Origin of the sequence: Micromonospora sp. URMC 103, assembly GCF_051386435.1 — a bacterium.
Classification (GTDB): Bacteria; Actinomycetota; Actinomycetes; order Mycobacteriales; family Micromonosporaceae; genus Micromonospora.
The window spans coordinates 1,129,951-1,156,035 of sequence record NZ_JBPQTR010000004.1; the positions used below are offsets into that span (position 1 = coordinate 1,129,951).

Below are 26,085 nucleotides of genomic sequence, written 5' to 3' on the forward strand. Positions count from 1 at the left end.
ATGGCCCAGGCCGCTTTCGCGCCCGAGCCGGCGCCGCAGCCCGCCGAGCCGTCGTTCGACGTGCTGGGCTGGCACGACGAGCCGTGGACCGCTCAGCTCGCCCTCGACCTGTTGCCGGAGACGAACGGGCCCAAGGTCGAGGTCCTGAGCGGGAGCGTCATCGTGACACCACACGCCGGAATCGATCACCAATCGGTGGAACGCGAGTTGCCCTATCTGGTGCACCGGGCAGCGCGGCGGGCGGGGTACTGGGCGTATCCCGAGATCAACGTCGTCTCGGGTAAGGATCTGTTCATCCCCGACCTGGTCGTGCTTCGCCAGTCTGGCGGCGGGCGGAGCGCGGTGCCGATCGCGGAGGTCGTGCTGGTAGGGGAGATCGTGTCGCCGGGCAACCGGCGCAAGGACGTGATCGACCGCCCGCGCGAGTACGCGGCCGCCGGCGTGCCCTTCTTCCTCCGCGTCGACCTGCGCGACAGGGTGCCCTCCCTCGCGCTCTTCGAGCTGACCGAGGGGGAGTACCGGCCGCTGGCCGCCGCCGCGGCCGGCAGCACGTTCCGGATGCGTACTCCCTTCGAGTTCTCCGTCGACCCGGCCGACCTGCTCGACGAGGAGGCCCCGGAGCAGCGGGTCGACGGCGAAGATTGAGGCTCCCAGCGGACGCACAGCCCGTCTGGGGAAGAATGGCCGGGTGACTTCCCCGCGAGATCTCGTCCTGCTGGGTTCCACCGGCTCGATCGGCACACAGGCGATCGACATCGTCCGCCGCAACCCCGACCGGTTCCGGGTGGTGGCGCTCGGCGCCGGCGGTGGCAACGTCGAGCTGCTCGCGGCCCAGGCCCTCGAACTGGGGGTGGACGTGGTCGGCGTGGCCAAGGCGTCCGCCGCCCAGGACCTCCAGCTCGCCTTCTACGCGGAGGCGAGCCGGCGCGGCTGGGCCAGCGGCGACTTCAAGCTCCCCAAGATCGTGGCGGGGCCGGACGCGATGACCGAGCTGGCCCAGTGGCCCTGTGACGTCGTTCTCAACGGGGTGGTCGGCTCGCTCGGGCTCGCGCCGACCCTCGCGGCGCTGCGCGCCGGTCGTACGCTCGCGCTCGCCAACAAGGAGTCGCTCGTGGCCGGCGGCCCTCTCGTGAAGGCCGCGGTGACGCGGGCCGGGCAGATCGTGCCGGTCGACTCGGAGCACTCGGCCCTCGCCCAGTGCCTGCGCGGCGGCACCCGCGGCGAGGTGCGCCGGTTGATCGTCACCGCCAGCGGCGGGCCGTTCCGGGGCCGGCGGCGCGACGAGTTGACCGAGGTCACACCCGAGCAGGCGCTCGCCCACCCGACCTGGAACATGGGACCGGTCGTCACGATCAACTCCGCCACCATGGTCAACAAGGCGCTCGAGGTGATCGAGGCGCACGAGCTGTTCGACGTCCCGTACGCCGACATCACCGTCATGGTCCATCCCCAGTCGGTGATCCACTCGATGGTGGAGTTCGTGGACGGCTCCACGCTCGCCCAGGCCAGCCCGCCGGACATGCGGCTGCCGATCGCCCTCGGCATCGGCTGGCCGGACCGGGTGCCGGCCGCCGCCGCCGCGGTCGACTGGACGAGCAGCCACACCTGGGAGTTCGCGCCGCTGGACGACGCGGCCTTCCCGGCCGTCGCGCTGGCCAAGGCGGCCGGCGAGGCCGGGCGCTGCCGTCCGGCGGTCTACAACGCGGCGAACGAGGAGTGCGTGGCCGCGTTCGTGGCCGGCCGGTTGCCGTTCCTCGGCATCGTGGACACCGTCGCGAGGGTCCTGGAGGACGCTCCCGACTTCGGCGAACCAGGTACCGTCGAGGACGTGCTCGCGGCCGAGTCGTGGGCGCGGGGACACGCGCAGGAGATCATCGCGGCGGCGGTGGAAGGAGCTTGATGGCATACCTGCTGGGGGTGGCGCTCTTCGCGCTGGCCATCCTCGTCTCGGTGAGCCTGCACGAGGCGGGGCACATGCTCACCGCCAAGGCGTTCGGGATGAAGGTCACCCGCTACTTCGTCGGCTTCGGGCCCACCCTCTGGTCGTTCCGCCGCGGCGAGACCGAGTACGGCATCAAGGGCATTCCGCTCGGCGGCTTCTGCAAGATCGTCGGGATGACACCGCAGGACGACGACGTCGACCCGGCCGACGAGCCGCGGGCCATGTGGCGCTACCCGGTCTGGAAGCGGACGATCGTGATGTCCGCGGGCTCGATCACCCACTTCGCCCTCGCCCTGGTCACCCTCTGGATCCTCGCCGTCTCCGCCGGCCTGCCCAACCCGAACTTCCCGAGCACCGACGCCGAGGTGCGCCAGGAGCCGGCGGTCGTGGCGCTGAGCGACTGCGTGGTGCCGGACAACACCAACCGCGCGTGCCAGCCGGGCGACCCGGCCAGCCCGGCCGCGCAGGCCAACCTGCGCAACGGCGACCGGATCACGTCGCTCAACGGCCAGCCGATCAACAACTACGGCGAGCTGCTCACCGGGCTGCGCAACCTCCCGCCGGGCAGCACCGCGACCATCGGCTACGTCCGCGACGGGCAGCCGGCGCAGACGCGTACGGTGCTCGCGAAGACCGAACGGCCGCCGCTGGACGATCCGGAGGGCGCCGTCACCCCGGTGGCCGCGCTCGGCGTCGGGCTCATCCCGAGCACCCCCACCCGTGTGACGTACGGGCCGATCGGGGCGTTCGGCGGGACCGCCGACTTCACGGGCGAGATGGCGGTGGGCACCTACCACGCGCTGCTGCGGATCCCGTCGAAGGTGCCCGCGCTCTGGACGGCCCTCACGGGCGGCGAGCGGGACGTGGACACCCCGATCAGCGTGGTCGGCGCCAGCCGGCTCGGCGGCGAGTTCGTGGCCAACGACGCCTGGTACGGCTTCTTCCTTCTCTTCGTCTCGCTGAACTTCTTCATCGGCGTGTTCAACCTGCTGCCGCTGCTGCCGGTCGACGGTGGGCACATCGCCATCGCCTGGTTCGAACGCGCCCGGTCCTGGGTCTACGCGCGGCTGCGCCGCCCGGACCCGGGCCGTGTCGACTACTTCAAGCTCATGCCGTTCACGTACGCGGTGATCCTGATCGGTGGCGCGTTCACGCTGCTGACCATCGCCGCGGACGTCGTCAACCCGATCACGCTCTTCTCAAGGTGAGTGTCTGAAGTGACCGCTGTCAGCCTGGGCATGCCGCCCGTACCGCCTCCGCCGCTCGCCCCGCGCCGGGCCAGTCGCCAGATCATGGTCGGCTCCGTCCCGGTCGGTGGCGGCGCGCCGGTGTCGGTGCAGTCGATGACCACCACCCTCACCGCCGACGTCAACGCCACCCTGCAGCAGATCGCCGAGCTCACCGCGAGCGGCTGCCAGATCGTCCGGGTGGCGGTGCCGTCCCAGGACGACGTCGAGGCGCTTCCCGCCATCGCCAAGAAGTCGAAGATCCCGGTGATCGCCGACATCCACTTCCAGCCGAAGTACGTCTTCGCGGCGATCGACGCCGGCTGCGCGGCCGTACGCGTCAACCCGGGCAACATCCGGCAGTTCGACGACAAGGTCAAGGAGATCGCGCGGGCCGCGAGCGACGCGGGGGTGCCGATCCGGATCGGCGTCAACGCCGGCTCGCTCGACAAGCGGCTGCTCAGCAAGTACGGCAAGGCCACCGCCGAGGCGCTGGTCGAGTCGGCGCTCTGGGAGTGCTCGCTGTTCGAGGAGCACGGCTTCCGCGACATCAAGATCTCGGTGAAGCACAACGACCCCGTCGTGATGATCCGGGCGTACCGGCAGCTCGCCGAGCAGTGCGACTACCCGCTGCACCTGGGTGTCACCGAGGCCGGCCCGGCCTTCCAGGGCACCATCAAGTCGGCCGTGGCGTTCGGCGCGCTGCTCGCCGAGGGGATCGGCGACACCATCCGCGTCTCGCTCTCCGCGCCGCCCGTCGAGGAGATCAAGGTCGGCACGGCGATCCTGGAGTCGCTGGGGCTTCGCGAGCGCGGTCTGGAGATCGTCTCCTGCCCGTCCTGCGGTCGTGCCCAGGTCGACGTCTACAAGCTCGCCGAGGAGGTCACGGCCGGCCTGGAGGGGCTGCCCGTGCCGCTGCGGGTCGCCGTCATGGGCTGCGTCGTCAACGGGCCGGGCGAGGCCCGGGAGGCCGACCTGGGTGTCGCCTCCGGCAACGGCAAGGGCCAGATCTTCGTGAAGGGGCAGGTCATCAAGACCGTCCCCGAGGGGCAGATCGTCGAGACGCTGATCGAGGAGGCGCTGCGGCTGGCCGAGGAGATGGGCGCCGAGCTCCCCGAGGAGCTGCGCGGCCTCGTCACCGGGCCCACCGTCACGGTCCACTGAGCGGCCCGACCGACAACGGAAAGGGTGGCCATCCCCGCGGGGATGACCACCCTTTCCGCGTACGGCAGCGCATCACTCGGTCTCGGCGAGGATCGCGTACAGCTTGCGCCGGGTCTCGTCGAGCACCTGGGCGGCGCGTTCGCGCTGGTCGTCGGTGCCCGTCGTCATCACCTGGCGCAGCGCGTGCATGGCCTGCGCGCCGGCGTCGCGGATGTCGTGCCAACTGTTCACGGTCGTCTCGGCGAACTCCGCCCACGGCGGGGTCTGCGCCGCGGCGGCCGCCTCCTCCCGCCCCTGCTCGGTCAGGGTGAACCGCTTGCGCCCGCCGTCGGAGTCGGCGGCGGCGGTGATGACACCCTCGTCCTCGAGCAGTTGCAGGGTCGGGTAGATCGAGCCGGGGCTGGGCCGCCAGGCCCCGCCGGTGCGGGAGTCGATCTCCTGGATCATCTCGTAGCCGTGCATCGGCCGCTCGGTGAGCAGGGCCAGCACGGCGCCGCGCACGTTGGGCCGGCGGCCGCGTCCCCGGCCGCGCCCGCCGCGGCCGTGCCCGGGGCCGTGGCCGGGCGGGAACGGCGGACCGGGGGGTACGGGCGGGAAGCCGAAGCCCCGCATCCGCATCTCGTGCATGGCGTGCATACGCCTGTGGAAACCCATCGGGCTCTCCTATCGTCGGGCTATCGCTGATGCATCAACGATATATCGGAAATGCATCGCCGACAAGACGGTTGGGATCCGATGATGCAAACCGTACGTACGTCTTGCTATGCTGCCCGGCGTGCGCCTGCTTCCCGAACCGGGTCCGGCCCGGACGCTCGCCCTCTCCAGCCTGATCAACACCGTCGGCCGCGGCACCTGGCTGACCGCCAGCGCCCTGTTCCTCACCCGCTCGGTCGGGCTGACCGTGGCCCAGGTGGGCGTCGGCCTCACCGTCACGGCGCTCGTCGGCCTCGTGGCCAGCGCGCCCATGGGCTACCTCGCCGACCGGTACGGGCCGCGCGGCGTGCAGATGGCCGCGTTGCTCGCTTCCGCAGCGTGCACCGCGGCGCTCGTGGCCGTCCGGTCCTTTGCCGCGTTCCTCCTGGTCGGCATGCTGATGGCCGTCGCCGACGCGGCCAGCCGCGGTTCCCGAGGCGCGTTGATCGCCGGTGCCGTCCCGGCCGACCAGCGAGTACGCACGCGGGCGTACCTGCGTGCCGTCACCAACGTCGGGATCTCCGTGGGCGCCGTGGTCGCCGGCGTGGGCCTCGCCGCCGACACCCGGGCCGCGTACGTGGCGCTGATCCTGCTGGACGCGGTCACGTACCTGGTCGCGGCGGCGGTCCTGCTCCGGCTCCCGCCCGTACCGCCGGTCCCCGCGCCGACGCAGGGGCCGCGGCTGATCGCGCTGCGGGACCGGCCTTTCCTGGCCTTCACCGTGCTGGACGGGCTGATGTCGATGCACTTCGGGCTGCTCAACATCGCCCTGCCGCTGTGGATCGCCGGACACACCAGCGCGCCCCACTGGCTGATCTCGGCCTGCATGCTCGTCAACACCGTGATGGTGGTGCTCTTCCAGGTCCGCGCCTCCCGGGGCACGGAGGATCTGGCCGGGGCCGGGCGGGCGGCCCGCCGGGCCGGCGCCGTGATCGCGGTCGCCTGCGCGCTCTTCGCGGCGAGCGGCGGCGTACCCGCCCTGGTCGCCGTTCCGCTGCTGCTCGCCGGCGCGCTGGTGCACGTGGTGGGCGAACTCTGGCACGCCGCCGCCGGCTGGGGCATCTCGTTCGGCCTCGCCCCGGCGCACGCCCAGGGCCAGTACCAGGGCGCGTACGGGATGGGCATGCAGCTCGGGTCGATGGTGGCGCCGGTCGTCGTGACCACGCTGGCGGTCGGTTGGGGCGTACCGGGCTGGTTGCTGCTCGGTGGGCTCTTCCTGCTCCTCGGTGTGCTGGTGCCGCCGGTTGTGCGGTGGGCGGCCGGCACCCGGGCGGAGCGGGCCGCGGAGCCGGTGGCCGCCTGAGGGCCCGGCTCGTCACTCGGCCGGCGGGCCGGGGTCGGGATCTGGCAGGCTGGAAGCGTGCTGACGGTGCCGGTACGGCAACTGGGGGAATCCGAGCGACGAGCGGTCGAGCGGCTGCTCGACCTCGACCCGTACGCGGGCGCGCAGGTGGCCGAGCGGGTCGCCGCGCGGGGGCTCGCCTGGTGGCGGGCCGAGGGCCGGATCCTGGGCTACGGCACCCGGCGCAACCTCGAGTCGATCTGCTGGCTCGGCGGCAACGTCACCCCCGTCCTCGCCACCGAGCCGGCCGTCGCCGCCTTCGCCGACCTGCTCGCCGGCGAGGAGCGGCTCTGCTCGTCGATCGTGGGCCGCGCCGACGCCGTGCTCGGGCTCTGGGACCAGCTCTCCGACGTGTGGGGGCCGGCCCGCGACGTCCGCCCCAACCAGCCGCTGCTCGCCACCGAGGCGCTGCCCGCGGTGCCCGCCGACCCCGAGGTCCGCCGGGTGCGCGGCGGCGAGGTCGACCGGCTGTTTCCGGCGGCGGTGGCCATGTACACCGAGGAGGTCGGCGTCTCGCCGCTGGCCGAGGACGGCGGGCGCAGCTACCGGCGGCGGGTCAGCGAGCTGGTGCGGGCGGGTCGGGCGTACGCGCGGTTCGTCGACGGCCGGGTGGTCTTCAAGGCCGAGCTGGCGGTGGTGACCCGGCGGACCGCGCAGATCCAGGGGGTCTGGGTGGCTCCCGAGTGGCGGGGCCGCGGCATCGCCACGGCGGCCATGGCGGCCGTCGTCCGCGACGCGCTGCTGCGGGTCGCCCCGACGGTCAGTCTCTACGTGAACGACTTCAACCTGCCGGCCCGGCGGGTCTACGAGCGGTGCGGGTTCCGCCCGGTCGGCACGCTCGCCACCGTGCTGTTCTGACCCGCGCCTCCGTCAGATCGACACGACACCGCCGATTCCGGCGGTGTCCGGTCCGGAGGCACCGCCACATCGGGATGACGGTGTCGGTCGGGAGCCGTGCACGCGGCTCCGGTGGGCGGTAAATACGTTGAGCGCGCGCGGCCGGGCGACCAGGCTGGGAAGACCGCCTCCACCGCCCGAGTCCTGGAAGGACCGCCCATGCGCCTGCTCCGAGACCTCTGGGCCACCGCACCCCGCCGGATGATGGCCGTCGTCCTGCTCGTCGTGCTGGGCGCCGGCGGCCAGGCCGCCGCCTCCGCGCTCGCCGGCCCGGTGCTGGTGCAGCGGTCGAGCGGCTGGTTCGTCGCCCTGGCCGTGGCACTGGTCGTGGCGGTCGTGACCGACCTCGTGGTGGGGCTGCTCATGGCGCGCCTCACGGCCGACTGGTCGGCCGACGTGCGCCGGCGCCTCTGCCGGGTCGCTCTCGGGCAGGATCTGCCCACCCTCGAGACCACCCCGGTCGGCGAGCTGCTCGACCGCATCGACAACGACGTCTACCAGGTCGCCGCCGAGCTGCGGCAGACCGGCGTCCGGATCGTGCAGGGCGTCGCCGTCTGCCTGCTCGCGACGGCCAGCGCCCTGGTCGTCTGGTGGCCGGCGGGCGTGGGGATGCTCCTGCTGACCGGGCTGCTCGGCGTCGTCCTGCGCCGGCCCACCGGGCGGATCGCACCGGCACGCATGGCCGAGGAGGAGGCGTGGTCCGACCTCGCGGCGGTCATGGAGGAGGCGGTCCACGGCCAGGACGACGTCCGGACCAGCCTGGCCCGGCCGTACGTGCTGCGCCTCTATGCGCGGCGGGCGGCCGAGGTGATCGCCCGGGCCGGCCGGGTGTTCCGGATGTCGGCCCGGGTCACCGCCATCGCCGCGGGCGGCATCCGCGCCGGGATCGCCGCCGTCGTGCTCGCCGGCGCGTGGGCGCTCGCCACGGGCCGGGTGGACGGCGCCCGGCTGACCGCGATCTGGCTGCTGGCCATCGCGTTCGGCGCCACCGTCGAGCACATGGCCCGCTGGGTGCCGCACCTCCAGTACGCGCTCGGCGCCTGGGCCCGGGTCCAACTGCTCTCCGCCTCCCCGCAGGAGCCGGCCGGCGGGGCGGCGCCGACCGACGGCGACCTCACCGTGCGCGGCCTCACCTTCCGCTACCCGGTCGACGACGACCGCGGCCCGGCGCTGCGGGACGTCCGCCTGACGTTCGCGCGCGGCCGCTCGTACGCGCTGGTCGGCCGTACCGGCTCCGGCAAGTCGACGCTCGCCAAGGTGCTCACCCGGGCCGTCGACGTGCCCCGCGGCACCGTCTTCCTCGGTGACACCGACCTCGTCGACCTGGACGTCGAGGAACTGCGCCGGTGGATCGCCGTGGTGCCGCAGCGCACCGAGATCCTGGCCGGCACGCTCGCCGAGAACGTCGCGCTGTTCGACCCGGGCCTGCTCGGCGACGCCACCCGGGCGCTCGAGGAGCTGGGGCTCGCCGGGTGGATCGCCGAGCTGCCCGACGGCGTGCGCACCCGGCTGGGCGAGGGCGGCCACGTCCTCTCCGCCGGGCAGGAGCAGCTCGTCGCGTTCGCCCGGATCCTCGTCCGCGACCCGCGCGTGGTGATCCTCGACGAGGCCACGGCCCGGCTCGACCCGGTCACCGAGGCCCGCGTACGGCAGGCCACCGAGCGGCTGCTCGCCGACCGCATCGGCATCCTCATCGCGCACCGGCTCTCCTCGGTGCGGCGCTGCGACGAGGTGGTGGTGCTCGCCGACGGGGCGGTGGTCGAGGCCGGACCGCTGCGCGAGTCGGCGCGCTTCGCCGAGCTGCTGGCGACCAGCCACGCGACCGCGTACGCCGGGGCGGGCGGCGCGCGCGGCGGTGTGGACCTGCTGCCCGCGCCGGCCGCCGAGTGGGACCTCGGCGAGCCGGCCGAGCCGGACGCCACGGCGGAGGTGGTGGCGTCGGCGGCCGTGCCGAGGACCGACCCGCCGCCGCTGCCACCGGAGCCACCCGCCCGCACCATGCGGGAGATCCTGCGGCTGGCCGTCAACGACCCGCGTTTCGGGATGGTCTCCGTCGGCCTGTTCGTCGTCATGACGCTGCTCGGCCTGGACGGCTCGGTGCTGCCGTGGCTCTGGGCGGACGTGGTCGACGGCGGCGACCCGTGGCTGCCCGCGCTCGGCATCGCCGCCGCTCTGCTCGTGGTGCTGCCGCTGCCGTACCTCACGAACCTCTGGTTCCCGCAGTGGTGGATCCGCCAGATGCTGCGCATCGACCTGCGCCTCGTTCACGGGCAGACCGGCGCCCGCCGGGTCAGCGGGCACACGCCGGCCGAGGTGGTGGCGCAGGGCGGCGACACCGAGCGGGTGGTGCAGCTCGCCGACAACCTCGTCGACCAGTTCATCTCCATCGCGATCATCGTGGCCATGACGGCGGTGACCGGCAGCGTCGTACCGGCGCTGTTCTTCCTCGGGACGATGGTGGTCTCCGGGCTGGCGGCGACGCTGTTCGGGCCGCGGCTGGAACGCACGGCCGGCGGCACGGTGAAGGCCCGCGCCGCGTTCGCCACGGCGCTGGTCTCCGCGCTCTCCTCCGCGCGTACGGTGAAGCTCGCGGGCGCCACCCGACCGGTGCTGGACCATCTCGCGGCGCTCGACACGGTCCGCAGCGACCGGCAACGCCGGGAGATCTCCATGCAGGTGTGGGCGCGGTCCACGCCGTCGGTGGTCAGCGGGCTGCTGCCGATCGGCGCGTGGGCGCTCTACCTCAACGGAGGGCTCACGGCCGGCGCGGTCCTGGTGGCGGTCTCCACCCTCGGCGCGGCCCGCTGGTTCGCGTGGACCACGGCCTCGCTGGTGTCCCACTACCCGTCCGCCCGAGTGTGGACGCGACGGACGGTGGCCATGAGCGGCGTCGCCAGCTACTCGGCGTCGGTGCCCGGGGTGGACCTCGCGGCCGGGACCGCGCCCGCGCCCGAGCCGCCGCCGCGACACCCGCTGCGCCGGCTGGAGCTGACCGGCTTCGGGGCGCTGCACTCCGACGGGACGCTCGCCGTCCGGGACGTGGACCTGACCGTCGAGCGGGGGCAGCTCGTGCTCGTCGTGGGGCCGGTCGGCTCGGGCAAGTCGTCGCTGCTGCGCGCGCTGGCCGGGATCGTCCACCACACCGGGCGGCTGAGCTGGAACGGGGAGCCGGTCACCGAGCCGGAGCTGTTCCTACGCCCCAACCAGGTGGGCTACGTGGGACAGCTGCCCCGGGTGCTCTCCGGGACGGTGGCGGAGAACATCGCCCTGGGCCACGAGGTCGACGCGGGATCGGCGGTCTCCACGGCGCAGCTCGACCACGACCTGGCGGCCGCCGGTGGTGGGCTGGGGCTGCTCATCGGCCACAAGGGCACGCGCCTCTCCGGCGGGCAGTTGCAGCGCCTGGCGCTGGCCCGGGCGCTCGCTCCGCGTACCGAGCTGCTGGTCGCCGACGACGTGTCGTCCGCGCTGGACGTCACGACCGAGCTGGCGCTCTGGGCGGCGCTGCGGGAGCACGGGGTCACCGTGGTCGGCTCGACGTCCAAGCGGGCGGCGCTCGTGCGCGCCGACCACGTGGTGGTGCTGCTCAACGGGACGGTCGCCGCCCAGGGCCCCTGGCGCGACCTGGAGGACCGCTGGAACCACCTGGCCGGCTGACCGCGCCCCCGGCCGGCCGGCCTTCCGTTGGTTGATCAAGAGGTTTGCGTCGGATCGGGGCGCTCCACTGACGCAAACCTCTTGATCACCGGAAGGGGCGGGCGGGGTCAGGCGGCGCGGAGGTACTGGCTGGGCCAGGTGGGGGTGGCGCCGAGCTTCGCGGCCGCGCGGTGCGGCCAGTACGGGTCGCGCAGCAGCTCCCGGCCCAGCAGCACGAGGTCGGCCTCGCCGTCGGCCACGATCTGCTCGGCGTGCTCCGGCTCCACGATCAACCCGACGGCCCCGGTGGGGACGCCCGCCTCGCGGCGGATCCGCGCGGCCGCCGGCACCTGGTAGCCCGGGCCCAGCGGGATCCGCGCGGAGGGGCTGATGCCGCCCGACGAGCAGTCGACGAGGTCCACGCCGGCGCCGGCCAGCTCCGCGGCGAGCACGACGCTGTCGTCCACCGACCAGCCGCCGTCGACCCAGTCGGTCGTGGAGAGGCGGGCCAGGACCGGAACCTCCTCGCCGACGGCGGCCCGCACGGCGCGGGCGACCTCCAGCGGAAGACGCATGCGCCCGGCCCGGTCACCGCCGTACCCGTCGGTGCGGTGGTTGGTCAGCGGCGACAGGAACTCGTGCAGCAGGTAGCCGTGTGCCGCGTGGATCTCCACGGCCGCGAAGCCGGCGTCCAGCGCCCGGGTGGCGCCGGCCGCGAACGCGTCGACCACGGCCGCGATGCCCGCCGCGTCCAGCTCGGTCGGCGTGCGGTAGGTGGGCGCGAAGGGCTCGCTGCCGGGTCCGACCGGTGTCCACCCGCCCTCGGCGTCCGGCACCCCGCCGTGGCTGTCCGCCCAGGGCCGGTAGGTCGAGGCCTTGAACCCGGCGTGTGCGAGCTGCATGGCCGGCACCGCGCCGTGGGCCGCGAGGAAGGCGGTCACGGGGCGCCACGCGTCCACGTGCGCACCGGACCAGATGCCGGTGTCCTGCGGGCTGATCCGCCCCTCGGGCAGCACGGCGGTCGCCTCGGAGAGCACGAGGCCGACCCCGCCGACCGCGCGGGCGCCCAGGTGCACGAGGTGCCAGTCGGTGGGTAGGCCGTCCGGGCCCGCGGTGTACTGGCACATGGGCGCCATCGCGATCCGGTTCGGCAGGGTCACCGCGCGCAGGGCGAGCGGCGAGAAGAGCGTGCTCATGGCGTCATCCTCTCTGACGTGCGAAGGAGGGCCCGGGGTGCGGGCCCTCCTTCGACTACGTTCCCCGTCCGGTGCCCGACGGCACCCGGATCAGGCCGGCACCGGCGCCAGATCGTCCTTCCGGGCGGGCGCCGGCTCGGCGCCCGGCTCCGGGTCGACGAGGTCCCGCCGGCCGGCCGCGTCGTACGCCGCCCGGTCGAGGGTGCCCTCGCGTGCCGCGACGATCGTCGGCACCAGCGCCTGGCCGGCCACGTTGGTGGCGGTGCGCATCATGTCCAGGATCGGGTCGATGGCCAGCAGCAGGCCGGCGCCGGCCAGCGGCAGGCCCAGCGTGCTGAGGGTCAGCGTGAGCATCACGATCGCGCCGGTCAGGCCGGCGGTGGCGGCCGAGCCGACCACCGAGACGAACGCGATCAGCAGGTAGTCGGTGACACCGAGATGGACGCCGAACACCTGCGCCACGAAGATCGCGGCGAGCGCCGGGTAGATGGCGGCGCAGCCGTCCATCTTCGTGGTGGCGCCGAACGGCACGGCGAACGAGGCGTACTCGCGGGGCACGCCGAGCCGCTCGACGGCGCGCTGGGTCACCGGCATGGTGCCCACCGAGGAGCGGGAGACGAACGCCAGCTCGATGGCGGGCCAGGCGCCGGCGTAGAAGCGCAGCGGGTTGAGCCGGCCCGCGCCCACCAGCAGCAGCGGGTAGACCACCACGAGCACGATGGCGCAGCCGACGTAGACCGCGGTGGTGAACTTGGCGAGCGGGGCGAGCAGGTCCCAGCCGTACGAGGCGATGGCATTGCCGATGAGGCCGAGCGTGCCGATCGGGGCGAGCCGGATCACCCACCAGAGCGCCTTCTGGACGATCTCCAGCACGGAGCGGTTGAGCGCCACGAACGGCTCGGCCTTCTCGCCGACGAGCAGCGCGGCGGCGCCCACGACGAGCGCCAGGAAGACGATCTGGAGGACGTTCCCCTCGACGAAGGCGCCGACCGGGTTGGTCGGCACGATGCCGGTGAGGAAGTCCGTCCAGGAGCCGGTCTTCTTCGGCGCCGCGGCGCCGGTGATGTCGAGGGTGACGCCGCGGCCCGGGTTGGTGAGCAGGCCCAGGCCGATGCCGACACCCACCGCGATCAACGCGGTGATGCCGAACCAGAGCAGGGTCTTGAGCGCCAGCCGGGCGGCGTTGGCCACGCCGCGGAGGCTGACCACGCTGACCACGATGGCGGTGAAGACGAGCGGGGGCACGGCCAGCTTCAGCAACTGGACGAAGAGCCCGCCGACGGTGTCGAGGGTGCTGGTCAGCCAGCTCAGGTCGTTGGCGCGGGCCAGGAAGCCGAGCGCCACGCCGAGGACGAGGCCGAGCAGGATCTGGACGGAGAAGGGAATTCTGCGCAGGGCGACAGGCATGGGGATGAGTCCAAGGGTCTGGTGGGGTCGGGACAGCGTCAGGAGAGAGGCTGCGCCGGACAGATGCCGCTGGCCTGCCGTCGGAGATCGACGTACAGGCGCACGGTCAGGCACCAGATGTTGGTCATCGCCGGACGACGATACGCCCGTGGCATCCGGGGCGGAAGGGGTGCCCACGGTGACGATCCTTACAAACATGGCCGTCGATGCCGCGCCTACCGCCGGCCGGGGCCCGGGTCCTCGCGGCGGGCGAGCTCCCGGTGCGGACGGCGGGCGAGGCTCGCGTCCGGCCGGCAGGCCAGGCCGACCGCCGTCGACGCGGCCAGCCCCCAGAGCACGGCGACGGCGAGCACCACCCGCTCCAGCACCCCGACCAGCGTCCCCCGTCCCACCACCAGCATGGCGAGCCCGACCGCGGCGCAGAGAGGCAGCGCCACGGCCGCGGCGACGGCGGAGAGCCGGCGGAGCCGCACCTCGGCCTCCCGGCTGAGCGCGATGGCCACCATCGCGAAGATCACCGCCGCGGTCGCCGCGATGCTCGCCCCGCCGTGCACCAGGTCGGCAACGGTGGCCCGCTCGAACGGCGGCAGCGGGCACCCGGAGCTGCACGTGACCGCGCCGGAGAGCGCCGTGCCCAGGCCGCCGGCCGCGAGCAGCCCGGCGGCCGCCCGGAGCGCCGGCGGCAGCGCCGCGGCGAGCAGCAGCAGCGCGGCGGCCAGCGCGTACACGCCGAACCGGTACGTCGGGGCGTGCGCGCTGCCGGCGATGCCGGCCTCGCTCACGTACCCCGTGAAGCCCGGGCCCGGACCGGCGAGCACGGCGACGGTCACCGCGACCGCGCCGGCCAGCGTGCAGCCGGCCGCCACCGCGGCCGCGGCGGCGCGGAGCGTGCGGGATGGCGCCGGCCGGTCCCGGTCAGCCACGCCCGTGCGGCGTCGTCCAGCCGGCCGTGTCCGGGCCGAGCGGCACGATCCCGGTCGGGTTGATCTCCCGGTGCGTGGCGTAGTAGTGCCGCTTGATGTGGTCGAAGTCGACCGTCTCGCCGAAGCCGGGCGTCTGGAACAGGTCGCGGGCATACGCCCAGAGCACCGGCATCTCGGTGAGCTTCTGCCGGTTGCACTTGAAGTGCCCGTGGTAGGCGACGTCGAAGCGGACCAGCGTGGTGAACAGCCGTACGTCCGCCTCGGTGATCGCGTCGCCCATCAGGTAGCGGCGCCCGGCGAGCCGCTCGGACAGCGCGTCCAGCCGGGCGAACAGCGCACGGTACGCCTCGTCGTACGCCTCCTGCGAGGTGGCGAAGCCGCAGCGGTAGACGCCGTTGTTGACGTCCCGGTGGATCTCGGCCATCAGCGCGTCCATCTCGGGGCGCAGCTCCACCGGGTAGAGGTCGGGCGCGTCGGGGGCGTGGAACCGTCGCCACTCGGTGGAGAAGTCGAGGGTGAGCTGCGGGTAGTCGTTCGTCACCACGCGGCCGGTCACCGTGTCGACGAGCGCGGGCACCGTCACCCGGCCGGTGTAGTCCGGGTCGGTGGCCAGGTACGCCTCGGAGAGGAACCCGATCCCGAGCACCGGGTCGAACCCGTCCGGGTCGAGGGCGAAGCGCCAGCCCCGCTCGTCGCGGATCGGGTCGACGGTGCCCAGCGAGATGACGTCGTCGAGACCGAGGAGGCTCCGCACGATCCGCGCCCGGTGCGCCCACGGGCAGGCCCGGCACCAGATCAGCCGGTAGCGGCCGGCCTCCAGCGGCCAGCGGCCCTGCTCGTCCGGCCCGCCCCCGGGCGGGGAGGTCGAGTGCGGGGTGACCCGGTCGGTGAACCGGTTGGGTTGGCGGACGAACGCGCCGCCGCCGCTGGTCTCTGCGCTGAACTGGGCCCGGGCCATGCCGTCAACCTATCCGCTCGCGCCGGCCGATATCCTGGCTGCCGGGCGTCCCTCGCGACCCGGCGGGCGCTCCCGCCCCGCCCTTCCCACCCCCGAAGGACTCGCGATGACCGTGGCATACCTGGTGGCCGGTGTCCGCACCCCGATCGGCCGTTACGGCGGCGCGCTGGCCGGCGTCCGTCCCGACGACCTGGCCGCGCACGTGATCCGCGAGCTGGTCGCCCGCCACCCCTCGGTGGACTGGGCCCGGGTGGACGACGTGGTGCTCGGCTGCGCCAACCAGGCCGGTGAGGACAACCGCAACGTGGCCCGGATGGCGGCGCTCCTCGGCGGGCTGCCGGAGGAGGTCCCGGGCAGCACGATCAACCGGCTCTGCGGGTCGGGGCTGGACGCGGTGGCCACGGCGGCCCGCGCGATCGTGGCCGGCGAGGCCGACCTGGTCGTCGCCGGTGGCGTGGAGAGCATGAGCCGGGCGCCGTTCGTTCTGCCGAAGGCGACCTCGGCCTACTCGCGGGCTGCGGAGGTCTACGACACCACCATTGGCTGGCGGCTCGTCAACCCGCTCATGAAGCGGCAGTGGGGCATCGACTCGATGCCGGAGACGGCCGAGAACGTCGCCGCCGAGTTCGGCGTCGACCGGGCCGCGCAGGACGAGTTCGCCCTCCGCTCGCAGCAGCGCGCCGCGAAGGCGCAGGCGGACGGCCGGTTCGCCGAGGAGATCACGCCGGTGACCGTGCCGGCCGGCAAGCGCGAGACCCGGCAGGTGGAGGTGGACGAGCACCCCCGGGAGACCTCGCTGGAGAAGCTCGCGGCGCTGCCCACCCCGTTCCGGGAGGGCGGGACGGTGACGGCCGGAAACTCCTCGGGCGTCAACGACGGCGCGGTCGCCCTGCTGGTCGCGTCCGAGGCCGCGGTCGCCCGGCACGGCCTCACCCCGCTGGCCCGGATCACCGGGGCCGCGGCGGCCGGGGTGCCGCCAAGGATCATGGGCATCGGGCCGGTGCCGGCGACCCGCAAGCTTCTCGACCGGCTCGGCGTCGGCCTCGACGCGGTGGATGTGATCGAGCTGAACGAGGCGTTCGCCGCCCAGTCGGTCGCCGTGCTGCGGGAGCTGGGGCTGCCGGAGGACGCCGAGCACGTCAACCCCAACGGCGGCGCCATCGCGCTCGGCCACCCGCTCGGCGCGAGCGGCGCCCGGCTGGCGCTGACCGCCGCGCTGGAGCTGCGCCGCCGGGGCGGGCGGCGGGCGCTCGCCACCATGTGCATCGGAGTGGGACAGGGGATCTCCCTTCTCATGGAGTCCGCGGCCTAGAGTGTTCTTCACCACACGACCCGCGGGTCGACCGGTGCGCCACCGCGTGCCCGCACGCGCCCCCGCACCGGCTCCGCCCCGCCGCGCGGCGACGAACTGGGGAGCTTGCAGATGCCGGACGGCCTTCCGACCGAGATCGACCTGACCCGGCCGAGCGCGGCCCGGGTGTACGACTACTTCCTGGGCGGGGCGCACAACTTCGAGATCGACCGGCAGCTCGCCGAGCAGATCGCGAGCATGACGCCGAACCTCCCGGCCACCATGCGCTCGGGCCGGGAGTTCCTGCGCCGGGCCGTCCGGGTGCTGCTGGCCGCCGGGATCGACCAGTTCCTCGACATCGGCTCCGGCATCCCCACCGTGGGCAATGTGCACGAGGTGGCGCAGGGCGCCGACCCGCGGTCCCGCGTGGTCTACGTCGACATCGACCCGGTGGCGGTGGCCCACAGCCGCGAGTTGCTCGCCGGCAACGACCGGACCGCCGTCGTCCACGCCGACCTGCGCGAGCCGGAGCGGATCCTCGCCGAGGCGCGGCACCTGCTCGACTTCGACCGGCCCGTGGGCATCCTGCTCGCCGGCGTCGTCCACTTCGTCCCGGACGCCGACAAGCCCGCCGACATCCTGGCCACCCTCCGGGCCGCCGCCGCGCCGGGCAGCCACCTGGTCATCTCCCACTCCACGTTCGAGGACCAGCCGCAGGAGATGCTGGACGCGCAGCGGCTCTCGGCGCGTACCGACACGGCGATCACCCTGCGGTCCCGGGCCGAGATCACCGGGTTCTTCGGCGACTGGACGATCCTGGAGCCGGGCGTCGTGCACATGCCGCTGTGGCGGCCCGACTCGCCGTCCGACGTGGACGAGCACCCGGAGCGGTTCGGCGCCTTCGGTGGCGTGGCCCGCAACGACCGGCCCGCCGCCGGCTGACCGACGTGGCCGCCGTCCGGGAGCCCCCCGGCGACGAGGTGAGCCGGGCGGGCGCGCGCGGGTACGCCGCCGAGTGGGCCCGCGCGGTGCGCCGCCTCGGTTTCGTGCCGCACGACGCCGCTGAGACGCAGCGGCTGCTGCTCGCGCACACCCTGCGGCTCGGCCGGGCGCTGCGCGCCGAGCCGTTCTCCGCCGAGCCGGCCCGTGAGGTGGGGCGGGCGCTGGTGGAGGCGCACCTGACCGATCCCGGGATGCTCGAGTGGGCGGTGCGCGGCCTCGGCGAGGGCTTCCTCGACCGGGTGCTGCCCGACGGGGCGTACCCGAAGGACGCGGCGGAGCGGATCGCCGGGTTGCAGGGCGCGCTGGCCGCCGGTTTCGCCCGTGCGCTGCGGGACCGCACCTTCGCCCAGCAGGAGCGGATCGCCCGGTCGGCGTGGCAGGCCCGGGACGAGGCGGAGCAGGCGCTGCGTGACAGCGAGGCGCGGTTCCGGGCCGTCTTCACGGGCGCCGCCATCGGCATCGGCATCGCCGACACCGACGGGCGGATCATCGACGTGAACCAGTCGTTCGCCGACATGCTCGGGTACTCGGTCGAGGAGTTGCGCCAGGTCAACGTGGGGTCGCTGTTCCACACCGACGACGCCGCCGGCATGTGGGAGCTCTACCAGGGGCTGATCGAGGGCACGCACGACTCGGTCCGGGTCGAGAAGCGCTACCAGCGCAAGGACGGCAGCAGCCTTTGGACCGACCTGGCCGTCTCGCTGATCCGGCACCACGACGGCCGGCCGCGGTTCACCGTCGCGATGATCGAGGACATCACGGACCGGTACGCGTTGCAGCAGCGGCTGCGCTTCCAGGCACTGCACGACCCGCTCACCGGGCTGCCCAACCGGACGCTGTTCTTCGAGACCCTGGGCCGGGTGCTCGGCACCGCCGGGGCCGGCCGGCGGGTGGGCGTCTGCTTCCTCGACCTGGACGGGTTCAAGGCGGTCAACGACAGCCTCGGCCACGACCTCGGCGACCGCCTGCTCGTGGTGATCGCCCGGCGGCTCGCCGACTGCGTCGCCGACCACGGCCACCTCGTGGCCCGGATGGGCGGCGACGAGTTCGTCATCCTCGTCGACGGCGGCGAGGGGCTGGACGAGGCGGTGGCGGTGGCGGAGGCGGCGCTGGCCGCGGTGGCCACCCCCGTGCACGTCGGCGGCCAGCAGCTCACCGTGTCGGCGAGCGTGGGGATCGTGGACTGCCCGGCGGACGAGACCAGCGCCTCCGAGCTCATGAAGGCCGCGGACACCACCCTCTACTGGGCCAAGCGGGAGGGGCGCGGCCGCTGGGCGGTCTACGACCCGGAGCGCAGCGCCCGCGACATCGCCCGCTCGTCGCTGGCCGCCAAGCTGCCGGCGGCACTCGACCGGGGCGAGTTCGTGGTGCACTATCAGCCGATCGTGTCGCTGCTGGAGGGGCGGATGCTCGCCGTCGAGGCGCTGGTCCGCTGGCAGCACCCGGACCTCGGGCTGCTCGGGCCGGACCGGTTCATCGCGCTGGCCGAGGAGACCGGGCTGATCGTCCAGCTCGGTGAGTGGGTGCTCCGGCAGGCGTGCCGCGACGCCGAGCGGTGGCGGCAGCGGTTCCCGGACGCGCAGCTCGTGGTGAGCGTCAACCTGGCCGCCCGGCAGGCCGACGACCCCGCGATCGTCGAGACCGTCTCCGACGCGCTGGCCAGCACCGGCCTCCCGGCGGAGCTGCTCCAGCTGGAGCTGACCGAGAGCGCCGTGATGGGCACGGCCGGGGAGCCGCTGCGCTCGCTGCGCCGGTTGGCGGCGCTCGGCGTACGGCTGGCCATCGACGACTTCGGCACCGGTTACTCCAGCCTCGCGTACCTGCGCCGGCTGCCGATCCACTGCCTGAAGCTCGCCGGCCCGTTCGTCGAGGGCATCCGTGGCGAGGACTCCGAGACGGCCGCCGACCACCGTGACGAGCGCATCGTGGACGCGTTGGTCCGGCTCGCGCACGCGCTCGAGCTGTGGGTGACCGCCGAGGCGGTGGAGACCGGCGTGCAGGCGGAGCGGCTGCGCGCGCTGCGGTGCGACACCGGGCAGGGCCGCTTGTTCGGCGCTCCGGTCCCCGCCGAGGTGATCGCCGACCGGCTGGCCGAACAGGAGGGCGCATGAGCGTGACCGACACCGAGGCGCTGGTGACCGTGGTCGCGGCCCTGGCGATCCTGGCCGGTCTGGCCGGCGTGGTGGTGCCCGGCCTGCCGGCGCTGCCGCTGTGCTGGGGCGGGGTGCTCGTCTGGGCGCTCTTCGGCGGCGCCGGCGCCGGCCGGTGGGCGGTGCTCGCCGCCGCGACGCTGGTCGCCGCGGGCGGCACGGTGGTGAAGTACCTCTGGCCGGGCCGCAACCTGAAGCGCAGCGGCGTACCCACCTCGTCGCTGTTGGCCGGCGGGCTGCTGGGCCTCGTCGGGTTCTTCGTGATCCCGGTGGTCGGGCTGGTGCTCGGCTTCGTGGGCGGTGTGTGGGCGGCCGAGCGGCTGCGGCTCGGCGACGCCCGGCTGGCCTGGCCGGCCACGAAGCGGGCGGTGGGGGCGGCCGGCCTGTCGATGCTGCTGGAGTTCGCGGCCGGCGTCGTGGTCGCCGCGCTCTGGGTGGCCGGGCTGCTGCTCGCCTGACGGTCGCGGCGCGGCGCCCGCGAGGCGTGGGTGAAGCGCCGGCGCGGGGTGCCCTGGGGGTACGGCGGATCGCCGTACGGGTGAGAGAGAGGTGGGCACCCCGCGCCGGCGCGGGCCGGGCTCCTGCCGAGCGCCCGGCGTCGGCCCGTCGCGATCGGGCCTGGCCACCGGCTCAAGGATGCGCGGGCGGGGCGGCGCGGGCAACGGAATTAGCCCGGACGGCGGTGAGATTCCCGCCGGCGACGTATTGACCGCCTTGATCGGCGGGACGAGACTTTTGCCCACTCGTACGGGGGATCCGCCTCGAGGAGGTGTGCAGTGGCCACGACGCCCGCGCCGACCGCCGAGCAACCGATGGACGACGACGCCCGACGGCTCGCCGAACTCGGCTACAAGCAGGAGCTGCGCCGCAAGTGGAGCGGCTTCTCGAACTTCGCGATCTCGTTCTCCATCATCTCGATCCTGGCCGGCTGCTTCACGACGTTCGGCCAGGCGTGGAACAACGGCGGCCCGGTCGCCATCTCCTGGGGCTGGCCGCTGATCTCGCTGTTCATCCTGATCATCGGGTTCTGCCTGTCCGAGCTGGTGTCGGCGTACCCGACGGCCGGCGGCATCTACTGGTGGGCGGCGACCATGGGCCGGCCCGTGCACGGCTGGTTCACCGGCTGGCTCAACCTGATCGGCCTGATCGCGGTGACCGCCTCGGTCGACTACGGCTGCGCCACGTTCCTCAACCTCACGCTGTCGGCGCTCTTCGACGGCTGGGAAGGGACGTTACGCCAGGCGTTCCTCCTCTTCGTGATCATCCTGGCGCTGCACGGGCTCATCAACATCTTCGGGCACCGGATCATCGACGTACTCCAGAACGTATCGGTCTGGTGGCACGTGGCCGGCGCGGCCGTCGTGGTGGCCATCCTGGTCTTCGTCCCCGACGAGCACCAGAGCTTCCAGTTCGTCTTCACCGAGCGGTTCAACAACTCCGGTTTCGCCGACGGCGACACCGGCGGGCTCACGTTCTGGTTCTACGTGCTGCCGCTGGGCTTCCTGCTGACCCAGTACACGATCACCGGCTTCGACGCCTGCGCGCACGTCTCCGAGGAGACCCGCGGGGCGTCGCAGGCGGCCGCGCGGGGCCTGTGGCAGTCGATCTTCTATTCGGCGATCGGCGGCTGGGTGCTGCTGCTCGCGTTCCTGTTCGCGGCCACCGACGTCGAGGCCGTCAACGCGGCGGGCGGTTTCTCCGGCGCGATCTTCGAGTCCGCGCTCACCCCGTTCTTCTTCAAGGCCGTCATCATCATCTCCACGATCGGCCAGTTCTTCTGCGGCATGAGCTGCGTGACGTCGATGAGCCGGATGGCGTACGCGTTCAGCCGGGACCGGGCGGTGCCGGGCTGGCGGCTGTGGTCCCGCGTGGACCGCAACGGGACGCCCGTCCACGCGATCGTGGGCGCCACCCTCGCCGGGCTGGTGCTCACCCTGCCCGCCCTCTACGAGAGCCCCGCCGGCATCCCGGTGGCCTTCTACGCGGTGGTCTCCGTCGCGGTGATCGGGCTGTACCTGTCGTTCATCATCCCCATCGCGCTGCGGCTGCGGATGGGCGACCGGTTCACCCCGGGCCCGTGGACGCTCGGCCGGCGGTACCGGGTCCTCTGCTGGATCGCGGTCGTCGAGATCGCGGTGATCTCGGTCTACTTCGTGCTGCCGATCGTGCCGGCCGGTGTGCCGGGGCACGCGGACTTCAGCTGGTCGGCGGTGAACTACGCGCCGCTGGCCGTGGGCGGGGTCCTGCTCGGGGTGGCCGTCTGGTGGTACGCCTCGGCCCGGAAGTGGTTCACCGGCCCCCGCCGCACCGTGGACGTGCCGGGCCCCCGGGCCTCCTCGGACGGCGCACCGCTCGACGAGCACGCGTGAGCACGGCCGGCCGGGTTTTCCGGCCGGCCCCCGCGGGGCATTGACGGTGATCCGGTTCAGCCAGTAGACCTTGGTGATGGAGGCCCGCACATGAGGAAAGCCCCGCTCACGTTGGAGCAGTTGCGGGTCGCCGTCGCGGACGGCGAGATCGACACGGTCGTGCTGGCGCTTGTCGACATGCAGGGCCGGTTGCAGGGCAAGCGGTTCCACGCCCCGTACTTCCTCGACGAGGTGGTCGCCCACGGCAGCGAGGGGTGCAACTACCTGCTCGCCGTCGACGTGGACATGAACACCGTCGACGGGTACGCGATGTCGAGCTGGGAGCGGGGCTACGGCGACTTCGCGATGAAGCCCGACCTGGCCACGTTGCGCCGGGTGCCCTGGCAGCCGGGCACCGCCCTGCTGCTGGCCGACCTGGAGTGGCTGGACGGCTCCGGCCCGGTGGTCGCCTCGCCGCGGCAGATCCTCCGCCACCAGCTCGACCGGCTGGCCGGGCACGGGCTCGCCGCGTACGCCGGCACCGAGCTGGAGTTCGTGCTGTTCCGCGACTCGTACGAGGACGCCTGGCGGCGGGGTTACCGCGAGCTGACCCCGGCCAACCAGTACAACGTGGACTACTCGCTGCTGGGCACCGCCCGGGTCGAGCCGCTGCTGCGCCGGATCCGCACCGAGATGGCCGGCGCCGGGTTGACCCCGGAGAGCGCGAAGGGCGAGTGCAACCTGGGGCAGCACGAGATCGCCTTCCGCTACGACGAGGCGGTGGCCTGCGCCGACCACCACGTCATCTACAAGAACGGCGCGAAGGAGATCGCCGCCCAGGAGAGCATGTCGATCACCTTCATGGCCAAGCCGAACGCGCGCGAGGGAAACTCGTGCCACATCCACTTCTCCCTGCGCGACGTGGACGGCCGGTCCGCCATGCTCGGTGACGGGCCGGCGCAGCTCAGCGTGACCGGGCGGCAGGTGCTGGCCGGCCTGCTCGCCACGATGCGCGAGTTCAGCCTGCTCTTCGCCCCGAACGTCAACTCCTACAAGCGCTACCAGCCGGGGTCGTTCGCGCCGACCGCGCTGCGCTGGGGCACCGACAACCGCACCTGCGCCCTGCGCGTCGTGGGGCACGGGCCCGGCCTGCGGGTGGAGAACCGGGTGCCCGGAGCGGACGTCAACCCGTACCTCGCGATCGCCGCGCTGGTCGCCGGCGCCGTGCACGGCATCGAACAGGAGCTTGACCTCGACGAGGAGTGCACCGGCAACGCGTACGACGATCCGGCCGCCGAACGCGTTCCCCGCACCCTGCGCGACGCCCTCGCCCTCTGGGAGTCCTCGACCGTCGCGGCGGCGGCGTTCGGCGACGAGGTGGTGGCGCACTACGCCAACCAGGCACGTGTCGAACTGGCCGCCTTCGACGCCGCCGTGACGGACTGGGAGCTGATCCGTGGCTTCGAACGCCTCTGACCCACCCCTGGTCGATCATGGACTTGTGGTGCCCGGGTCGCGGTGGTCTGCGGCTTTCGTGCGGCACCACAACTGCATGATCGACGGAAAGAGGGTGGGCGTGTGACCGACGTGGTGAACCCGGCTACCGGGGAGGTGTTCACCCGGGTTTCGGCCGCGTCGGTCGGGGAGGTGGATGCGGCGGTCGCACGGGCCGTTGACGCCTTCGCGCGGTGGCGGTGGGTGGCGCCGGGGGAGCGGGCACGGCTGCTGCGCCGGTTCGCGGCTCTGGTCGACGCGCACGTCGCCGAGCTGGCGGAGCTGGAGGTGCGCAACAGCGGCCACACCGTCGGCAACGCCCGCTGGGAGGCCGGCAACGTGCGGGACGTGCTCGACTACTACGCGGGCGCGCCCGAACGGCTCACCGGCCGGCAGATCCCGGTGCCGGGCGGGCTGGACGTCACCGTGCACGAGCCGCTCGGCGTGGTGGGCGTGATCGTGCCGTGGAACTTCCCGATGCCGATCGCCGCGTGGGGGTTCGCGCCGGCGCTGGCCGCCGGCAACACGGTGGTGCTGAAGCCGGCCGAGCTGACCCCGCTCACCGCGCTGCGCCTGGCCGAGCTGGGCCGTGAGGCGGGGCTGCCCGACGGCGTGTTCACCGTCCTGCCCGGCGAGGGCAGCGTCGTGGGGGAGCGCCTCGTCGGGCACCCGGCCGTCCGCAAGATCTGTTTCACCGGCTCCACCGAGGTCGGCACCCGGATCATGGCCGCCTGCGCCGCCCAGGTGAAACGGGTCACGCTGGAGCTGGGCGGCAAGTCCGCCAACCTGGTCTTCGCCGACGCCGACCTCGAGAAGGCGGCGGCCACGGCGCCGTACGCGGTCTTCGACAACGCTGGCCAGGACTGCTGCGCCCGCTCCCGGATCCTCGTCCAGCGCCCGGTGTACGACCGTTTCCTGGAACTCCTCGAACCGGCCGTGCGCGCGTTCCGGGTCGAGGACCCGGCCCGGGAGACCGCCGAGATGGGCCCGCTCATCTCGGCGACCCAGCGTGACCGCGTGGCCGGCTACGTCGACGGCGCCCGGGTCGCCTTCACCGGCTCGCGCCCGGACGGCCCCGGCTTCTGGCACGCCCCGACCGTGTTGCTCGCCGACTCGCCCGCCGACCGGCACTGGCGCGAGGAGATCTTCGGCCCGGTCGTCTCGGTGCTTCCGTTCGACGACGAGGCGGACGGCGTCCGCCTCGCCAACGACACCGACTACGGCCTCTCCGGCTCGATCTGGACCCGGGACGTCGGCCGGGCCCTGCGGGTCGCCCGGGCCGTCGAGTCCGGCACCCTGAGCGTCAACTCGCACTCCTCGGTGCGCTACTGGACCCCGTTCGGCGGCATGAAGCGTTCCGGGCTCGGCCGCGAGCTGGGCCCGGACGCGCTGCACGCCTTCACCGATGTCAAGAACGTCTTCATCTCGACGGAGGAGTGAGCAGGTGGAGGGTCGGTTGCGGGACCGGGTGGCCGTGGTCACCGGCGCGGGCAGCGGGATCGGGTTGGCCACCGCACGGCGGTTCGCCGCCGAGGGCGCGAAGGTGGTCTGTGTGGACGTCGACGTGGCGACCGGCGGACGGGCCGCCACGGAGGTCGGCGGAGAGTTCGTGGCCACGGACGTGACCGACGAGACGGCCGTCCGCGAACTGTTCGACGGGGTGGTCGCGCGGCACGGCCGGGTGGACGTGGCGTTCAACAACGCCGGCATCTCCCCGCCGGACGACGACTCGATCCTGGAGACCGGGCTGGACGCCTGGGAGCGGGTGCTGCGGGTGAACACGACGAGCGTCTACCTCTGCTGCAAGCACGTGATCCCGCACATGCGCCGGCAGGGCAAAGGGTCGATCATCAACACCGCCTCGTTCGTGGCGCTCATGGGCGCGGCCACCTCGCAGATCGCGTACACCGCGAGCAAGGGCGGGGTGCTCGCCATGACCCGGGAGCTGGGCGTGCAGTTCGCGCGCGAGGGCATCCGGGTGAACGCGCTCTGCCCCGGCCCCGTGGCCACTCCGCTGCTGCTCGAACTCTTCGCCGCCGACCCGGAGCGCGCCGCCCGCCGGCTGGTGCACGTGCCGATGGGCCGGTTCGGCCGGGCGGAGGAGATCGCGGCGGCCGTGGCGTTCCTGGCCAGCGACGACGCCTCGTTCATGACCGCCGCCCAGTTCGTGGTGGACGGCGGCATCACCGGCGCGTACGTGACCCCACTGTGACCACGGCCACGCCGGAAAGCTCCCGACGGGGGGCCGACCGCGCCGGGCGCTGACCGGGGCCGACGTGCGGTGGCCGCCGGCGGTGGGCCACCGTAAGCAGCGCAGCGCGGGGCACATGCGTTACGTTGCGGGTCCGCCTGGGTACATGGCGGAGCACGACGGATGGAGATCATCCGTTGTGTGGAACGGGCCGGACCGGGAGGC

At 73.5% G+C, this 26,085-nt stretch carries 20 protein-coding genes; 15 read left to right on the plus strand and 5 right to left on the minus strand.

All coding sequences use genetic code 11. The features are described 5' to 3' along the window. From ACSNOA_RS08945 to ispG, 4 genes are read left to right on the plus strand one after another with little or no spacing between them, the layout of a single operon-like run. Entirely contained in the window at window positions 1–645 is a 645-nt protein-coding gene (locus ACSNOA_RS08945) for a Uma2 family endonuclease (protein ID WP_436657481.1), read from the plus strand. 43 nt (window positions 646–688) lie between these two features. Next, a complete protein-coding gene (dxr, locus tag ACSNOA_RS08950; RefSeq protein WP_436657482.1) occupies window positions 689–1,900 on the plus strand; it encodes a 1-deoxy-D-xylulose-5-phosphate reductoisomerase in 1,212 nt (403 codons plus the stop codon). Beyond that, window positions 1,900–3,150 carry a M50 family metallopeptidase gene (locus ACSNOA_RS08955; protein WP_436657483.1) on the plus strand — a complete coding sequence of 417 codons (1,251 nt, stop codon included), beginning with the start codon at window positions 1,900–1,902 and terminating at the stop codon, window positions 3,148–3,150. The genes dxr and ACSNOA_RS08955 overlap by 1 nt, the downstream gene beginning before the upstream one ends. Window positions 3,151–3,159: 9 nt before the next feature. After that, complete coding sequence (gene ispG / locus ACSNOA_RS08960; protein ID WP_436657484.1) at window positions 3,160–4,332, plus strand: flavodoxin-dependent (E)-4-hydroxy-3-methylbut-2-enyl-diphosphate synthase; 1,173 nt, start codon at window positions 3,160–3,162, stop codon at window positions 4,330–4,332. 72 nt (window positions 4,333–4,404) lie between these two features. On the opposite strand, the gene ACSNOA_RS08965 is transcribed toward ispG, so the two are convergent. Beyond that, window positions 4,405–4,986, minus strand: coding sequence for a PadR family transcriptional regulator (locus ACSNOA_RS08965; RefSeq protein WP_436657485.1), 582 nt, complete (start codon window positions 4,984–4,986; stop codon window positions 4,405–4,407). Window positions 4,987–5,107: 121 nt separating this feature from the next. Here ACSNOA_RS08965 and ACSNOA_RS08970 point away from each other — a divergent pair, with 121 nt between their 5' ends. The 3 genes from ACSNOA_RS08970 to ACSNOA_RS08980 all read left to right on the plus strand — a co-directional run bounded on the left by ACSNOA_RS08970 (window position 5,108) and on the right by ACSNOA_RS08980 (window position 10,921). Continuing rightward, window positions 5,108–6,328, plus strand: coding sequence for an MFS transporter (locus ACSNOA_RS08970; protein ID WP_436657486.1), 1,221 nt, complete (start codon window positions 5,108–5,110; stop codon window positions 6,326–6,328). A 57-nt stretch (window positions 6,329–6,385) separates the two neighbouring features. After that, window positions 6,386–7,225, plus strand: a complete 840-nt coding sequence (locus tag ACSNOA_RS08975) for a GNAT family N-acetyltransferase (RefSeq protein ID WP_436657488.1) — start codon at window positions 6,386–6,388, stop codon at window positions 7,223–7,225. Window positions 7,226–7,423: 198 nt separating this feature from the next. Then, a complete protein-coding gene (locus ACSNOA_RS08980) occupies window positions 7,424–10,921 on the plus strand; it encodes an ATP-binding cassette domain-containing protein (protein WP_436657489.1) in 3,498 nt (1,165 codons plus the stop codon). A gap of 107 nt (window positions 10,922–11,028) precedes the next feature. Here the strand turns inward: ACSNOA_RS08980 and ACSNOA_RS08985 are convergent, their stop codons facing one another. The 4 genes from ACSNOA_RS08985 to ACSNOA_RS09000 all read right to left on the minus strand — a co-directional run bounded on the left by ACSNOA_RS08985 (window position 11,029) and on the right by ACSNOA_RS09000 (window position 15,384). Further along, window positions 11,029–12,096 carry an NADH:flavin oxidoreductase/NADH oxidase gene (locus tag ACSNOA_RS08985; RefSeq protein ID WP_436657490.1) on the minus strand — a complete coding sequence of 356 codons (1,068 nt, stop codon included), beginning with the start codon at window positions 12,094–12,096 and terminating at the stop codon, window positions 11,029–11,031. Window positions 12,097–12,186: 90 nt separating this feature from the next. Next, window positions 12,187–13,491: a dicarboxylate/amino acid:cation symporter gene (locus ACSNOA_RS08990; protein ID WP_436658351.1), complete on the minus strand. Its 1,305-nt coding sequence runs from the start codon at window positions 13,489–13,491 to the stop codon at window positions 12,187–12,189. A 227-nt stretch (window positions 13,492–13,718) separates the two neighbouring features. After that, entirely contained in the window at window positions 13,719–14,426 is a 708-nt protein-coding gene (locus ACSNOA_RS08995; protein ID WP_436657491.1) for a DUF998 domain-containing protein, read from the minus strand. Beyond that, window positions 14,419–15,384 carry a glutathione S-transferase family protein gene (locus tag ACSNOA_RS09000; protein WP_436657492.1) on the minus strand — a complete coding sequence of 322 codons (966 nt, stop codon included), beginning with the start codon at window positions 15,382–15,384 and terminating at the stop codon, window positions 14,419–14,421. The genes ACSNOA_RS08995 and ACSNOA_RS09000 overlap by 8 nt, the downstream gene beginning before the upstream one ends. 106 nt (window positions 15,385–15,490) lie before the next feature. Between ACSNOA_RS09000 and pcaF the strand changes: the two genes are divergently transcribed. From pcaF to ACSNOA_RS09040, 8 genes are all read left to right on the plus strand, one after another. Beyond that, complete coding sequence (gene pcaF / locus ACSNOA_RS09005; protein ID WP_436657493.1) at window positions 15,491–16,696, plus strand: 3-oxoadipyl-CoA thiolase; 1,206 nt, start codon at window positions 15,491–15,493, stop codon at window positions 16,694–16,696. Window positions 16,697–16,801: 105 nt separating this feature from the next. Beyond that, window positions 16,802–17,617: an SAM-dependent methyltransferase gene (locus ACSNOA_RS09010; RefSeq protein WP_436657494.1), complete on the plus strand. Its 816-nt coding sequence runs from the start codon at window positions 16,802–16,804 to the stop codon at window positions 17,615–17,617. Between the two features lie 5 nt (window positions 17,618–17,622). After that, on the plus strand, window positions 17,623–19,788 hold the full coding sequence (locus ACSNOA_RS09015) for a putative bifunctional diguanylate cyclase/phosphodiesterase (protein WP_436657495.1): 2,166 nt from the start codon (window positions 17,623–17,625) through the stop codon (window positions 19,786–19,788). Next, complete coding sequence (locus ACSNOA_RS09020; RefSeq protein WP_436657497.1) at window positions 19,785–20,285, plus strand: DUF456 domain-containing protein; 501 nt, start codon at window positions 19,785–19,787, stop codon at window positions 20,283–20,285. The genes ACSNOA_RS09015 and ACSNOA_RS09020 overlap by 4 nt, the downstream gene beginning before the upstream one ends. 318 nt (window positions 20,286–20,603) lie before the next feature. After that, the gene (locus tag ACSNOA_RS09025) at window positions 20,604–22,196 is read left to right on the plus strand and encodes an amino acid permease (RefSeq protein WP_436657498.1); all 1,593 of its coding nucleotides are present in this window, start codon (window positions 20,604–20,606) and stop codon (window positions 22,194–22,196) included. A 90-nt stretch (window positions 22,197–22,286) separates the two neighbouring features. After that, window positions 22,287–23,651 carry a glutamine synthetase family protein gene (locus ACSNOA_RS09030; protein WP_436657499.1) on the plus strand — a complete coding sequence of 455 codons (1,365 nt, stop codon included), beginning with the start codon at window positions 22,287–22,289 and terminating at the stop codon, window positions 23,649–23,651. 102 nt (window positions 23,652–23,753) lie between these two features. Then, window positions 23,754–25,109 carry an aldehyde dehydrogenase family protein gene (locus tag ACSNOA_RS09035; RefSeq protein ID WP_436657500.1) on the plus strand — a complete coding sequence of 452 codons (1,356 nt, stop codon included), beginning with the start codon at window positions 23,754–23,756 and terminating at the stop codon, window positions 25,107–25,109. A gap of 4 nt (window positions 25,110–25,113) precedes the next feature. Continuing rightward, window positions 25,114–25,881: a 3-oxoacyl-ACP reductase gene (locus tag ACSNOA_RS09040; RefSeq protein WP_436657501.1), complete on the plus strand. Its 768-nt coding sequence runs from the start codon at window positions 25,114–25,116 to the stop codon at window positions 25,879–25,881. Window positions 25,882–26,085: the final 204 nt, after the last annotated feature.

Coding starts and splice junctions, on each gene's coding strand:
- ACSNOA_RS08945 (WP_436657481.1), top strand. CDS start 1: ATGGCCCAGGCCGCTTTCGCGCCCGAGCCGGCGCCGCAGCCCGCCGAG.
- ACSNOA_RS08955 (WP_436657483.1), top strand. CDS start 1,900: ATGGCATACCTGCTGGGGGTGGCGCTCTTCGCGCTGGCCATCCTCGTC.
- ACSNOA_RS08965 (WP_436657485.1), bottom strand. CDS start 4,986: ATGGGTTTCCACAGGCGTATGCACGCCATGCACGAGATGCGGATGCGG.
- ACSNOA_RS08980 (WP_436657489.1), top strand. CDS start 7,424: ATGCGCCTGCTCCGAGACCTCTGGGCCACCGCACCCCGCCGGATGATG.
- ACSNOA_RS08985 (WP_436657490.1), bottom strand. CDS start 12,096: ATGAGCACGCTCTTCTCGCCGCTCGCCCTGCGCGCGGTGACCCTGCCG.
- ACSNOA_RS09000 (WP_436657492.1), bottom strand. CDS start 15,384: ATGGCCCGGGCCCAGTTCAGCGCAGAGACCAGCGGCGGCGGCGCGTTC.
- pcaF (WP_436657493.1), top strand. CDS start 15,491: ATGACCGTGGCATACCTGGTGGCCGGTGTCCGCACCCCGATCGGCCGT.
- ACSNOA_RS09020 (WP_436657497.1), top strand. CDS start 19,785: ATGAGCGTGACCGACACCGAGGCGCTGGTGACCGTGGTCGCGGCCCTG.
- ACSNOA_RS09030 (WP_436657499.1), top strand. CDS start 22,287: ATGAGGAAAGCCCCGCTCACGTTGGAGCAGTTGCGGGTCGCCGTCGCG.